Source organism: Rufibacter latericius, from assembly GCF_003721515.1.
Taxonomy (GTDB): Bacteria; Bacteroidota; Bacteroidia; order Cytophagales; family Hymenobacteraceae; genus Nibribacter; species Nibribacter latericius.
The window spans coordinates 270,576-284,066 of the sequence record NZ_RJJD01000021.1 but is presented as its reverse complement, the minus strand read 5'-3'; the positions used below and the strand labels follow the sequence as shown (position 1 = coordinate 284,066).

At 50.4% G+C, this 13,491-nt stretch carries 9 protein-coding genes; 5 read left to right on the top strand and 4 right to left on the bottom strand.

Annotation, left to right across the window (positions count from 1 at the left end; genetic code table 11):
* The first annotated feature begins 178 nt into the window (after positions 1-178).
* Both EFB08_RS20970 and EFB08_RS20965 read left to right on the top strand, forming a co-directional pair.
* Positions 179-1,357: a parallel beta-helix domain-containing protein gene (locus tag EFB08_RS20970; protein ID WP_123128932.1), complete on the top strand. Its 1,179-nt coding sequence runs from the start codon at positions 179-181 to the stop codon at positions 1,355-1,357.
* A 422-nt stretch (positions 1,358-1,779) separates the two neighbouring features.
* Positions 1,780-2,916: an AI-2E family transporter gene (locus EFB08_RS20965; protein WP_123128931.1), complete on the top strand. Its 1,137-nt coding sequence runs from the start codon at positions 1,780-1,782 to the stop codon at positions 2,914-2,916.
* Positions 2,917-3,108: 192 nt separating this feature from the next.
* On the opposite strand, the gene EFB08_RS20960 is transcribed toward EFB08_RS20965, so the two are convergent.
* On the bottom strand, positions 3,109-3,459 hold the full coding sequence (locus tag EFB08_RS20960; protein WP_123128930.1) for a hypothetical protein: 351 nt from the start codon (positions 3,457-3,459) through the stop codon (positions 3,109-3,111).
* Between the two features lie 566 nt (positions 3,460-4,025).
* Between EFB08_RS20960 and EFB08_RS20955 the strand changes: the two genes are divergently transcribed.
* Positions 4,026-4,532: a cupin domain-containing protein gene (locus EFB08_RS20955; RefSeq protein ID WP_123128929.1), complete on the top strand. Its 507-nt coding sequence runs from the start codon at positions 4,026-4,028 to the stop codon at positions 4,530-4,532.
* Positions 4,533-4,692: 160 nt separating this feature from the next.
* On the opposite strand, the gene EFB08_RS20950 is transcribed toward EFB08_RS20955, so the two are convergent.
* The gene (locus EFB08_RS20950) at positions 4,693-5,700 is read right to left on the bottom strand and encodes a 2-hydroxyacid dehydrogenase (RefSeq protein WP_123128928.1); all 1,008 of its coding nucleotides are present in this window, start codon (positions 5,698-5,700) and stop codon (positions 4,693-4,695) included.
* 597 nt (positions 5,701-6,297) lie between these two features.
* On the opposite strand from EFB08_RS20950, the gene glgP reads away from it, so the two are divergent.
* Both glgP and EFB08_RS20940 read left to right on the top strand, forming a co-directional pair.
* Positions 6,298-7,956, top strand: coding sequence for an alpha-glucan family phosphorylase (gene glgP, locus EFB08_RS20945; RefSeq protein WP_123128927.1), 1,659 nt, complete (start codon positions 6,298-6,300; stop codon positions 7,954-7,956).
* Between the two features lie 305 nt (positions 7,957-8,261).
* Entirely contained in the window at positions 8,262-9,488 is a 1,227-nt protein-coding gene (locus tag EFB08_RS20940; RefSeq protein ID WP_123128926.1) for a multidrug effflux MFS transporter, read from the top strand.
* Positions 9,489-9,604: 116 nt separating this feature from the next.
* On the opposite strand, the gene xrtN is transcribed toward EFB08_RS20940, so the two are convergent.
* A complete protein-coding gene (gene xrtN / locus EFB08_RS20935; RefSeq protein ID WP_165864986.1) occupies positions 9,605-10,972 on the bottom strand; it encodes an exosortase N in 1,368 nt (455 codons plus the stop codon).
* On the bottom strand, positions 10,969-13,473 hold the full coding sequence (locus tag EFB08_RS20930) for an XrtN system VIT domain-containing protein (protein ID WP_165864985.1): 2,505 nt from the start codon (positions 13,471-13,473) through the stop codon (positions 10,969-10,971). The genes xrtN and EFB08_RS20930 overlap by 4 nt, the downstream gene beginning before the upstream one ends.
* Positions 13,474-13,491: the final 18 nt, after the last annotated feature.

Genomic DNA, 13,491 nt, shown 5'->3' with positions numbered 1-13,491 from the left:
AACCCTCAAAACGCAAAGCAACTCCTTCTTTCTGACCATCCTTCCGGGTGAATGGAATTCGCCAGGCAATAAATTCAAGTACAATCTTCTCTTCAGATCCTTCCAGAACTGGCTATGATGTATGCCAGAGGTTAACCTGATCCCCCTTCAAATCAATACACCCAATACTTTATGAAAAATGGATACTCAGATTTTATCTCAGAATCAGAAACGCCCCGGTTTTAAGGCCATTTTTGTGAAAATTGCCTTGTTTCTTCTAGTCCTTTTGCTGGGCGGTTGCGAGGTAGAGGTTTCTCCTTTGGCAGAATCCTTTATCAAAGTGCAAAGCCTGACGGACCTGCTGAAAAGGAAGCCAGACATTGTGGTGTATGCGGGTTCTTCCATCCAGGAGGCTGTCAACAAAGCCCGTCCCGGCGACGTGATCAAGGTATATCCAGGGGTCTATAAAGAAGCCATTGAGGTCAACAAGCCGAACCTGACTATCCTGGGTGCCGGAAGGGTCCTCATCAAGAACCCGGGCGGACAGAGAAACGGAATCAGGGTAGGGGAAGACGGCGATGGGTTTACTCTCTACAACGTCACCCTGCGGGACTTCGGCTCCAACGGGGTGCTCATGATTCGGGCCGATGATTATGTCCTGAACCGGGTCAATACCATTGATTGCGGCGATTACGGCCTCTTTCCCATTGCCTCAAACCGAGGCCGTATTGAATACTGCGTAGCCAGCGGCCACACCGATAGCGGCATCTACATCGGGCAGTGCGTGGATACTAAAATGCGCTACAACAGAACCTTCGGGAACGTGATTGGGCTGGAGATTGAGAATTGCTCCCAGGTGGTGGCAGAGTACAACCAAAGTTACAGGAACACCGCTGGTTTGCTGGTGGTGCTGTTGCCAGGGCTTCAGGTTACCGTCTCCTCAGATATTCTGCTGCGCCAAAATCTGGTGGTGAACAACAACCTTGAAAATTTTGCCTTGCCCGGAGGCGGATTTGAGACCTTTGTGCCCAAGGGTACCGGTATTCTGGTAGTAGGGGCAGATAAGACCACCCTGGCCCAAAACGTGGTAGTGAACAACAATTTCCTGGGGATAGCCGTGATTAGCACCGCCCTATTAGGACCCTTGGCCAATATTCCCCCCGAGGACCTAGCCTTGATTGAGCCTAACCCAGACGGAACCCGCGTTCTGAGGAATGTGGTTAAAAACAATGGATCCGTCCAGCCTGAGTTGCCGGTTCCTGCCGGTGACTTTTTCTGGGATGGCTCCGGAACTGATAACTGCTGGGCCCGGAATTATTATCACACCAGCTTTCCGGCGGTACTGCCAAGCTGTTCGGGGACTGGGTCTTACCTTTGAATAAATCAGCCTGGGAGGGAATTCCTTACCCCAAGTACTTCCTTCCTGGGCTACTCGATTCTACCTGTTTTTGGTTTGAAGGGGCTGGAGAAGAGTAGGGCGCTTTTTAGCCATTTTTCTAAAATCAGGTTAAAAACACTTTTGGTTTGGATGACCAGAAACGCTTTGCTAAGCCTGATGAACTGCGCAGATTAAGCCAGAAGGCAAACTGTTGATGCGGTTTGAAGTCAATAATCAAAAAATGAGGCAAAATCGAGGGCGGTATTAGCTTATCATGCTGGCATTGTTCTCCCAGCTACTAACCTGTCCTTGCCCAGAGGCGATGGGGTGTAAAGAGGGTGAATAGGCCTTCCAAGCCTCCGAAAGGGCTTTAACTCATTCCTGATCAGTAACATTCTGGGTTCAACGGAGTACATGATGCTATGACTGCACCAGAACCATTTTATAAGAAAAGTACCCTTACCTTACTGGGAATCATTTTGCTGGTGTATGTGATGTACACTTTGTCTGATATCCTGGTGCCCATTGCCTTTTCGTTGCTGCTGGCAATTCTTCTCAACCCCCTCAACAGCCGCATTATGCGCATGAAGGTACCCACGGTGCTTTCCATCCTGCTTACCCTGCTTATTGCCATTTTGGTTCTGGGGATCATCCTGTACTTTCTTTCTTCCCAGATAATCCAGTTCGGGGAGATGATGCCGGCCCTAAAACTCAAGTTCACCCAGATTCTGACCGATCTCCAGAACTTCACTGAGTCCCGGTTTGGGATAAGCATACAGAAACAGACACAGTTCCTGAAAGAAACCGCCAGCGGCGGGAAAGCCCTGGTGGGCCGAACGGTAAGCAGTGTGCTGGGTGTTTTCAGTTTACTTTTCCTGATACCGGTTTACATCTTCTTGTTTCTCCTGTACAAGCCTCTTATTCTGAACTTCCTTTTTGAGGTGTTTTCCACCAAGAATACCCATTCCGTGGCCGAGATCCTGCATGAGACCAAAGCGGCTATTCAGAGTTACATTGTGGGTTTGCTCATTGAGGCCTCCATTGTGGCGGTAATGAATTCGGTGGCGCTCACTATTCTGGGGGTACCGTACGCTATTTTGCTGGGGGTGATAGGGGCCATCCTGAACATGATTCCCTATGTGGGCGGGCTCATCGCGATTACCCTGCCGGTCTTGATGGCCACTGTCACCATGGAAGGCTATACCACCCAACTATTTATTATTGGGGCCTACCTCCTGATTCAGTTTATAGACAACAACGTGCTGGTTCCCCGCATTGTCTCCTCCAAAGTGAAGATCAATGCCTTGATTTCGGTGGTGGCTGTTTTATTGGGAGGCGCTTTGTGGGGCGTATCCGGAATGTTTCTGTCTATACCCTTAGTGGCGGTGCTTAAAATCGTCTTTGACCGCATTGAGGGCCTGAAACCATGGGGCAAAATACTCGGAGATCAAATTCCGGACAGTTATCCCGGCCAGATTTCACCCGCTACCGAAACGCCTGCGGTGCATGACCGGATGGAGAAATACGTAGATGCCGAGGACAGGAACAAGAAAGGGTGACCTGTGTTTTGAAAAGCATTCGCGGCGGATAGGTCAAGCAAGCTTCCTCCGTTTTACCTCCGCTGAGAGGTTCCAAGGTTTGTCTTTCTCTTTTTATAAATGGATAACAAGAGGGCGAGTTGGTTTTAGGGCGTTGGTGCTTGTTCCATCGCTTCTGAAAAGGAGGTGTTTTTAAGAAAACAGCCCTAAAGCCTAGGCGGCAGAGATATTCTGGAAAGGGAAACTATTTCTAACGCTTTCTTTGAACGCATGCAAGGCCTTCAGGTACAGGAAAAGGTCTTGCTCGGGGTTTTCCAGCATGTTACCCGCCTCGAGGATGAGCGTGTCCAAATTCCAGAATATACAATCCAGGTTTTCAGAATCGCTTTGCTGGGAGTAGGCCAAAAGGGCTTGTTTGTAGGTGATGGCAATGGATAAAACCTCGCCAATAGATTCACCCCGGTCATACACCTCCTCTTGAAGCAAGGCAGATACCCTTCCCGTGTTTTTATCATCTTTGGAAGAGGGGTTCTCCCGCAGATTTGTAGTGTTTAAACTTTCCATGGATGTAGTCCCTCCCTGAATTTAAATTTCTGCACAAATGTAGCGGCTTTCCAGATGAAATAAATTTCATTATTCAAACAACTTGATAGCACCTGAATTATAGTTTATAAACCTGTTGGTTACTTTGTAACTCTCTCATTTTCTTCCGGAAATTTAAGTCAAGATGAAAGAAAAATAAGGTTTTTTTTATTGAATGCCCTGAAATGGGGTTTTAAGTGATCGGGTATGAAAAAGGCGGGCTTGTGTCAACTCTTGCAAATTACAAGAAAAGGAAAAGGTCTTAAGTGGGTGTTAGATTGTATTATTAGAATTCCATTGTAATCGATGGAATTGTATTCTGGAGTAGTTGTATGTAGGAGGAAACTAATTTCTGGAAAAAGCCATTCGTGTAGGAATTGCCTCTAAAAATGAACTCAGGTCAGCATTGGCTCACCTTACAAAGAGAAATAGAAGAATCACTTCGGATAAATTCCTTTACAGTGGGTTAGGGCTTCTTTAAAATTTGTGTGGTTATTTTCCTGGGGGCTGCTAAATTAGCCCCTGTACTTCTATAAATTGAACGCACCATGTCTACTACAGACCATCAGAAACAAGCGCTTTTCCAGGAGATAGAGCAGGAACTGACTTCCAAAGGATTCACCATCGCCAACCAGGACCAAACCAGACCTTGGGGAGGCTTCTTTGTCATTGACGAAGACCAGGCCCAGCAATTCGCCGATACCTACTTTGACGGAACCTCGGTAGAAGACCTCCGGATATCCGGTAAACTCAGCCCGAAGATTCTGGTAGTGGCCCCGGAGAAACGCTTGTCCTGGCAGTATCATCACCGCCGGGCCGAGATCTGGAAAGTAGTGAAAGGGAAAGTTGGCGTAGTGACCAGCCCCACTGATGAAGAAGGCGAGTTGCAGCGTCTGGAGCCCGGCGCCTTGATTACCTTGAAACAATCTGAGCGTCACCGCCTGGTGGGCTTGCAGGAGTGGGGCGTACTGGCCGAGATCTGGCAGCACACCGATGCCTCCAACCCTTCTAACGAAGATGACATTGTGCGGGTACAGGATGATTTTGGCCGTTGATTTTCTACCTGAGCTAAGCTTACTAACGGGTTGAAACTTAAAGAAACCTTGAGCTTGGTTTGATATTAAGAATCCCGTTCTGGGGCTGTTTTCACGAAAACAGCCCCAGAACGGGATTCTTGGTTAAAGACGTAATGCTTGCCGCTGAAGGTCTATATTATTAATAAGAAACGGCTTCCAGTTTAGGGATTAGTTCGTTGGCGGAAGCTTCGCCTTTTTCCCACTGGTCCAGGGAAAGGTGGGTAGCATCTGCAATGTTGCGCAAAGCGGTTCTGGTCAGGAAAGCCTGGTGACCGGTGAGGAGCACGTTGGGCAAGTTGCGCAGTTCCTCAAACAGAGAATCCTGGAGCGTTTCCCCCGAGTGGTCCTGAAAGAAAATACCCCTTTCATGTTCATACACATCCAGTCCGGCCGCACCAACGGCACCACTCTTCAGGGCAGCAATCAGGTCAACGGTATTGATGAGGCCACCCCGACTGGTATTGAGGAGTATAGCGCCTTTTTTCAGTTTAAAAAGAGTAGCGGCATTAATCAGGTGCTGGGTAGAGGCATTCAAGGGGAGGTGCAGCGAAATGACATCAGATTGGGTAAATACTTCCTCCTGGGAAACAAAAAACAGGTTTCTTTTCTGCAAATCGGGCGGCACGATGTCATAGGCTAGCACGCGGCAGCCAAATCCCAGCATAATGTAGGCAAAAGCCTTACCGGTTTTCCCCATGCCAATGATGCCTACCGTTTTGCCGTGTAATTCTTCCCCTACCAGGTTGTCCAGGGAAAAGTTGTTGGCCTGTATCTGAGTCTGCGCCAAAACAACCTTCCGGTTCAGAGCCATTAGAAGGGTAGCGGCATGTTCGGCAATGGCATAGGGCGAGTAGGAAGGCACGTTGGCCACCCGAATTCCCAGGGTTTCGGCTTTGGCAAGGTCCACATTGTCATGGCCGGCACACCGCAGGGCAATGTATTTGATGCCCATTGCCTGAAGTTTCTCCAGCACATTTGCAGAGGCATCGTCTTGGGTGAAAAGGCAGACCGCTTCACTTCCCAGGGCCTGAGAGGTGGTTTGTAATGAAAGCGGCTCCTGAACCCATTTCAGGGAGTGATGCCGTGGGGCCTCTTTCTCTAAGAATTCCTTTTCGTAAGGGCGGGCACTGAAGATGGTGACTTGCATACGATTCTGGTTAAGTTATAGAAGTTGGAAGAAGTCTTTTCTAGCGGGGCGGTAGGGGTTGTTAACAACTCCGTTTTAGTGGGCTTTTGACGAAATCATGCCCTAAACGAGATCTGTCTAATGGTTTATTTCTGACTTTAGGTACCCTCAGGGTAAAAACTTCCCCTGGCTGCTAAAAGCTATGCAAAAGTAAAATCCTGTGAAAAGAAGGAAATGAGGAAAACCTAAACCAGAGATGACCTTTGTCATCGGCCTAGAGGCAGGGTTGGCCCAGTTAATTGTGAGAAGTATCGTTAATCTTGCTTCTGAATGTTGGTAAACCTATGATGATTTCATTCCTGCAAGCCTTTTTTATCGCTACTTTTAGCGGCAGGCTACCTGTAGTGAAAATATTTAAAACTTTATTCCTATTACGAAGGTAGGTGTTTTAGTGGTTTTTATACTAGGTTGTACTCAGTATTTGTTTATAGATCATAAAATGGTTAGTATTAATACTTGGTGTTTTCTGTTTTTGTTACCCTCCAACCGGGGGCGGTAGCTCAACCCAAGCCACCAGGACCTACTTCATGACTCTACAGTTAGCACGTCTTTTACTTTATGGGAAATTACAGCAAGTGGTATCATCCGTATACCATCAATGAGAAGTACAGTGAGCGGGTGGCTTACTTCAGTATGGAATTCGGCATTCATCAGGCCCTGAAAATCTACTCCGGCGGACTGGGGTACTTGGCCGGCTCCCACATGCGCAGTGCCTATGAACTTCGGCAGAACATGATTGGCATTGGCATCTTGTGGCGCTACGGGTACTATGACCAGATGCGCAACGATGACCAGTTCATGGGGGTGCAGTTCCAGAAGAAATACTACACGTTCCTGGAAGACACCGGCATCATGGTGCAGGTGACCATCCACAACAACCCGGTTTGGGTAAAAGCGCTGGTATTGCCCGCCGAGACCTTCGGAACGGTGCCCATGTACTTCCTTACCACCGATATCCCTCAGAACGATTACCTGAGCCGCACCATCACCCACCGTTTGTATGACCAGGAACTGCCCACCCGCATCGCCCAGAGCATTGTGCTGGGAATCGGCGGAGCCAAGGTGGTGGAGGCATTAGGCGGAGCGGCTACTTACCACATGAACGAAGCCCACGCGTTGCCCCTGGTCTTTCATCTCTTTGACAAATACCGCGACCTGCACGAGGTGAAAAAGCGCATGGCGTTCACCACCCACACCCCTGAGAAAGCCGGGAACGAGGAACACGACGTGGAACTGCTTGCCAAGATGTCCTTCTTCGGGCCGTTACCGGTAGAGGAGGCAAGACGAATTTCGGGCACTTACGGGGCTAGCCTCAACTATACCCTTACCGCCCTGCGGATGTCCAAAATGGCCAACGGGGTCTCCAAACTGCACGGCGAGGTTTCTCGCGAAATGTGGTACGGCAACGAAGGGGTCTGCGAGATAAAGTCTATTACCAACGCCCAAAACGTCACGTATTGGCAAAACACCCAGTTGCGCCAGGCCCTGGACACAAACGACGATGAACGCCTGGTGCAGCTCAAGGCCGAGATGAAAAAGCCGCTCTTTGACCTGGTGGCCGACCAAACCGGAAAACTTTTCAAGAGCGATGTCCTGACTATTGTGTGGGCCCGCCGTTTTGCCGCCTACAAACGTGCCGATCTGCTGCTGTATGACCTGCACCGCTTTTTTGAGCTGGTGAACCGCGAAGGGCAGCCCGTGCAGGTAATCTGGGCCGGAAAACCCTATCCGTTTGATTATGGGGCCATCAGTATCTTCAATAAACTGATTGAGGTCTCGCACCAGAAGAAAAACGTGGCCGTGCTCACCGGCTACGAGCTGGACCTTTCGGCGAAACTGAAACAAGGCGCCGATATCTGGTTGAATACGCCGCGTAGGCCACGGGAAGCTTCCGGGACCAGTGGCATGACCGCTGCCATGAACGGGGCCATCAATTTCTCGGTACAAGACGGCTGGATTCCCGAGTTCGGGAAGCACGGCGAGAACAGCTTCCTGTTCCCCATCGTGGACACCACCCTCCCAGATTATGAGCAGGATCAGATAGACTACGCCAACATGATGCACATCCTGGAAACCGAAGTCATTCCGGCCTATTACCTTGACCGCAAGAAGTGGGTCTCCATCATGAAGCAAAGCATGCGTGATGTCACGGCCTATTTTGGTTCTGAGCGCATGGCCGATGAATATTACCGCCTCATGTACCAGGATGGCAAATAAGACCTGATCTAAAGGGTTTCATTAAATTAAAGGCGCTGGGGAAGGTTCTCTTCCCCGGCGCTTTTTCATTTTCTAGAAGAATAAGAAAGTTGCTTCCTCGCGGTCCAGGTTCTAGGGCCAAAAGATGGGGGAGGGGCTGCTTGCTGTTTTTGCCTCGTTTTCTGGAAACAAGGTGAAAACACCCGTCCTGGTCTAATTCAAACGCGTAAAAAGAAGCTGGTTTCACAGAGGGAACTGGAAAAAGCGGGCTTTCTCCGGGATTGCCCCTTCCAGAAGCGTACCTTTGCCCTCTTTGGCTTTTTCTTATGACGCGTAAAAAATATTTCCTGATTATCTTGATTCTGGGTTCCCTCTCCACTATCAGTCCCTTCTCCATTGACATGTACCTGCCGGGCTTTCCGGCCATTGCCGAAGACCTGAATACCACCATTTCCAAAGTCCAGCTTTCGTTAACCGCTTACCTGATCGGGATTTCTGCCGGTCAGTTGCTGTACGGCCCGCTGCTGGACCGTTTCGGGCGGAAGTATCCGCTGTACGTGGGTTTGGGTGTCTACATAGCGGCTTCCTTCGGCTGCGCCATCTCCACGTCCCCAGATATGCTCATCACCATGCGTTTCCTGCAGGCCCTGGGCGGATGTGCGGGCATGGTGGCTGCCCAGGCCCTGGTGCGGGACCTTTTTCCGGTAACCGAGACTGCCAAAGTGTTTTCCTGGCTTATTCTGGTGATTGCCGTGTCTCCTATGATTGCCCCAACGGTGGGCGGGTACATGACCGCCGCCTTCGGATGGCATTCTGTGTTCGTGGCGTTGGCAGCCATCACCTTCCTGATTCTGGTGGCGATATTTTTCGCCTTACCCGAAGGCAAGCAGCCTGATCCTTCCATGTCCCTGAAACCAAAGGCGGTTTTGAGTAACTTCTTAGCCGTATTGCGGAACCCCCAGTTTTTGGTGTATACGCTGGTGGGAGGCATTGCTTCGGCTGCCCCGTTTGGGTACATTTCGGGCTCCCCAGATGTGTTCATGAACATCTACAAAGTAAGCGAACAGGAGTACGGCTGGATCTTCGCCATTCTGTCGGTGGCCATGATTGGGTCTCCGCAGTTCAACCATATCCTGTTGCGTAAACTCAGAAGCGATCAGATCATCAAGATGGGGTTGCTCTATCAAACCCTAGTGGGGACGTTGATGGTGCTGGGGGTGTATGCCGGCTGGTACGACAAGACCGGCCTCATTGTGGTGTTGTTTTTGTTCCTACTCGGGCAGGGATTAACAGCACCAAATGCTTCCGCGCTGTCATTGGCTCCTTTCTCCAAGTTTGCGGGAAGTGCCTCCGCCTTAGGAGGAAGTTTCCGGATGGGGATCGGGGCGTTGGTGTCCGGGGCCGTGAGTTTGCTGCACAACGGAACAGCCTTACCCATGGTGGCCGTTATGACTTCCTGTACGGTCCTGGGAATCCTGATCTACTTTTTTGGGCAGGGCAGCGCCGCCAACTACCGCACCGCTGAATTAAAAGGCGCGGTTCCAGAACTTTAGTTTTTCTAAGAAACAGAGTCGCCCGTTTAGGGTCATTTATTGGAAAATGACCCCTAAACGGGCGACTCGTTTTCAGGCTAGGCTGTGAGAAAGAACCAGGTGAGGCGTAGGTTTACTTACCTGCCTAGGCTAACCTGTTTTGTCGAAGTGTTGAGTAAAGTCTTGACCTGAGATAGAAGAATGGCCTCTGTGGAAGAAGTGACATTTACCAAATGGAAAGCCGGTTCTCCTTGGGCCATGCGCCACCGCCAATCTGTTTGCGAAATGGTTTGATGTTGCCCATTGTCCATCCACCAGGCGGTGTGCAGTTGGTCTTTGCCTTTCTCCAGAATTCCGGTGAAAATTACTTTTCCCTCAATCTCCGTCTCAGCCACATTCTTGAACCGATACCCGCTTCCTTCCCAGCAAATCATGGGATGGTGCTCCGTAGAGTAGAAAGCCCTTACGGGTTTCATGTAAACCAAGGCCTGCACATTAGTAAGTTTGGTAACCCCATCCAGAAGAACCGTTTTCTCAAACCCCGGTAGGGTCAACTCGGTGGCTAGTTGAGGGGCTTTCCGGTCGGTTTGGACCAGATATCCCACGCCGGTAAGGCAGACAAGGACCATCAGGTGGAGAGTTAATGTTCCTTTAGAAAGGCTTTTCTGATTTAAGGCTTCTTTGGTGAAATCAGCCTTTAAACGTATTCGGGAATGGATGTACCTGGCCAGGAAGAAAAACGGAACCAGGGCATACAGCACGAGGCAGACCAGCCCAACGGCATCGTGCATAAAATCCTCCGGACCGATCCTAAGTAAAACCAGCACTAGAATCCGGAGGAGGTTTGATACCAGGTTCAGGAAAAGCATACCTGTTAAAAGGGCGGCGAGCATCCAGAGTTTCCAGGGCTTCTGCTGCGTTCTGTGCAGGTGCGCCAGCAGGAATATGCCGATCATAAACGAGAACGACAGCATGTGGAGGCCGGCGCAGGCCGGGTCAACGGAAAACTCCTCGCCGTCCAGGAGGATGAGGTTCCCGACTGCCTCGGCTGAGGTGTACCCCAAACCTAGGAGACCTGCCGCAGCTTTGGTGAGTTGTAGGCGCAAAGGGAAACTAAGGATTTCGGAGACATACCTGAAAATAGGCGAGGCTACGGCCAGCATCAGGAGCGCATATCCCCCAGATCTCCCCAACGCAGATTGCAGGAAAAACCAGAAGGCCAGCAGCAGGCCGAAAAAGTAAATAGTCGTGATCTTGAAATAGGCCGCCAAAGTCAGCAGACAAATCATCCCGATCATTACTAAAAAGGAGGGCTTTCGTTTGGCTGATGGCAGGGTGATAAAGGGCAATAAGGCCAACCCCAGAATCCACTGTGGGTCCCAGAGCAGGTACTGGCGCAGGAAAAATCCTGCTACCAGTACATACCCAATTCCCAGGGCCAAAGCCGGCTTTAAGGCTGTTTTCCGGAAAGAACCCCCAAAAGGGAAGCTAGCAGCGGCGCTCATGATAACAAACGAGGTTTCAAAACCGAAAAGGACACAACCAGAATCACCAGGAAGATGAGTGCCCATTCATGTGGTTCAGGAACGGCCCCAGATGATTTCACAATGGCATTCCCCAGGCTATCTTTGCTTTCCCCAATCCCGAAACGCTTATAATCTTCTTGGGTCTCCAACACGACCAAACTGGACAGCGGGCTTACCACGTTAGCCTGCGTGGCTTCTTCAATCAGGTTCTCTTCCAGGTAAGTCTTCTCAAAATACTTCGGCCCGATCTGCTGTAACAGGTGGTTGTAGGCGAACAGCCGCATTAAATGGTCAGGGCCTTTGGTAGTAGAATCAGGGGAACCTGACCGCGTAATCTTCACCCCGGCTTCGCTCAGAAGGATAGAGTTTGGATCAGAAGGTGTTTGAAGGAACTGGTTCTTCTTGAGCAGGTGGCTTAGTTTCTCAAGGGATCCTTGATCATAGTGCACAAGGCTCAGCTCTTTTATAGTTTTGACATAAGGCGAAACCGTGTTGCCCAAGTGAAAGAAGCGGATAGGCTGGTGGTTTACGGCTGTTTTCGCGAAATCATCTGAGAAACGGCTGCCTTTCAGATCACTTAAATTTGGGGAATTTGGCGTGCCTTTACTGATGATCAGGGCTTGAGCAGGGTCTTTGACGAGGTGCAGGGGAAACAGGGAGTAGTTCAACTGGCTTCCTTCCTGGAAAATCTCTGCCCGGTTCTCCTCGGTCAATTTTGTCATGGCTCCGCCCGAGAAAGCATACACGCTTGCTTTCTTTGCTTCAGCCCAAACGGTGGTGAACTCTTCTTCGGTCCAGGCTTTGTTCAGGTCCAGGTAAATGCGGGTGGGGGAGAAGGAGGTAAACGTAGGAGTGTACGCCTGCATCTGGTAAGACCTTCCGGCAAAGGAGAAACTTCGGGAGCTAATGGCTGGGGCCGATATCCTGAATGCCCAGTCTGGTTCGTAGTCCCCGAAGCGCTCGTACCGGTTTCGGGAGGTTTTCTGGAATTCATCGGGTAATTGGATCTTGGAGGCTTCGTCCTCTACCCTGATGACGGCGGTTTCTGCGGCGTTTTTCACCGATGGTCCGTCAAAGGAAATGCTTTCGTACACTAGTTGGCCGTTATCCTGGCGCAGGGGAGAAGTGATGCCAATCTTGAACTGGCGGCTTTTCTGGGGCGTGCAAGGGAATACCCGAACACTCACGGTATTTCCTTCCTGCCAATGAACCACCGATGGATCCCTTGCCTCCACGCCCACAATGGTTTTGTAGGCTTTCTCGGCTTTGCTTTGGGTGGTGAGATAGCCTTTTTCTTCTTTTTCGTTAATCCATAGGGAAAGGGAGGTGACTACGCTGCCTTCCGGTAAATGGAAGGTGTAAATGGCCTCTTCTTGTTCCCATCCATTGGGCCGGTGATTGCTGATCGTCAGGATTTTTTCTGTGTAGCTGAAGCGGAACTGGGGGTACACCTGGGCGTGCGTGATGACATTGCTGGTAGTGAGGTGATCGCCGGACCAAAGGCGTTCCTGGGCGGCATGGCGAGCGTCAAACCTACTCTCCATGATTTTCACTCTTTCCTCTTGGCTCAACTGGGTTTTCCCGAAAATACGGGTGGCCAGCACCACCAGCGGGTCATGGCGCTGCAACTCTTCAAACCTGCGCTCGGGCGTGCCAAATGCTTCAAAAGACTCAGAGGCTGCCTGGTACACCAGATCGGTCTGCACGATGCGTTCAAAGATGGGCGTATGGGGAACCTGCTGGCTCAGCGCCACCCAACGTGGAAGATCCTGATGGTCCTGCACCTGATAGGAATTCAGAATCCGGTTGATTTTGTCGTGTCCCGCTTGCCAAAGGCTCAGGTACACCAGCGTAAACAGCATCGGCACCAGAATACCCACCACAAAAGTGCGTTCCACCGCAGGGTCTTCCTGTTTCATCCGCTTGGCTACTACCAACAGGCAGCCCACCGCGCTTAGGGGAACAAAGAGGTGAAGCCCTAGGCCAATGGCCAGAGCACCTATCAGGCCCATCCAGTAGAAAGGAGCCAGGTAAACGGCGAAATACCCCAGCAGCACCACGCCGGTGCCCAGCAGAAACACCATCACCAACTGCAGCACCCTGGGCAGGAAGAACCGGAAAGCGTACGCGATCATGGCCATAGAAACCAGGATTAGCCAACCCGTGAACCAATCTACCGAAGGCTGGAAAATCTGCATTTCCTTATTCAGGGAAAAACAACTGATCAGGCCCAGCACCAGGAATAACATGAGATGGTCCAGAAAATGGAGCGGGCTCTTAAACCTGAAAAGCTTTTGAATGAGCAAGGCGATAAAGTACCCCGCAGCCAGCAGATAGTTGAACAGGAAAAGGGATTCTGCCTTGGTACCGGTGTCTAAAAGCCGCCATTCCTGGAAAAGGAAAAGCCCATAAGAAAGGAGAATACAGATGAGACCGGCCTTAAGGAGCGGTTTAGGGGCTACCCGTTGAGGAAGTGCCACATGAGTTTGTTGTTTTAA

Coding starts and splice junctions, on each gene's coding strand:
- EFB08_RS20950 (WP_123128928.1), bottom strand. CDS start 5,700: ATGCAAGTCACCATCTTCAGTGCCCGCCCTTACGAAAAGGAATTCTTA.
- xrtN (WP_165864986.1), bottom strand. CDS start 10,972: ATGAGCGCCGCTGCTAGCTTCCCTTTTGGGGGTTCTTTCCGGAAAACA.
- EFB08_RS20965 (WP_123128931.1), top strand. CDS start 1,780: ATGACTGCACCAGAACCATTTTATAAGAAAAGTACCCTTACCTTACTG.
- EFB08_RS20970 (WP_123128932.1), top strand. CDS start 179: ATGGATACTCAGATTTTATCTCAGAATCAGAAACGCCCCGGTTTTAAG.
- EFB08_RS20940 (WP_123128926.1), top strand. CDS start 8,262: ATGACGCGTAAAAAATATTTCCTGATTATCTTGATTCTGGGTTCCCTC.
- EFB08_RS20955 (WP_123128929.1), top strand. CDS start 4,026: ATGTCTACTACAGACCATCAGAAACAAGCGCTTTTCCAGGAGATAGAG.
- EFB08_RS20960 (WP_123128930.1), bottom strand. CDS start 3,459: ATGGAAAGTTTAAACACTACAAATCTGCGGGAGAACCCCTCTTCCAAA.
- glgP (WP_123128927.1), top strand. CDS start 6,298: ATGGGAAATTACAGCAAGTGGTATCATCCGTATACCATCAATGAGAAG.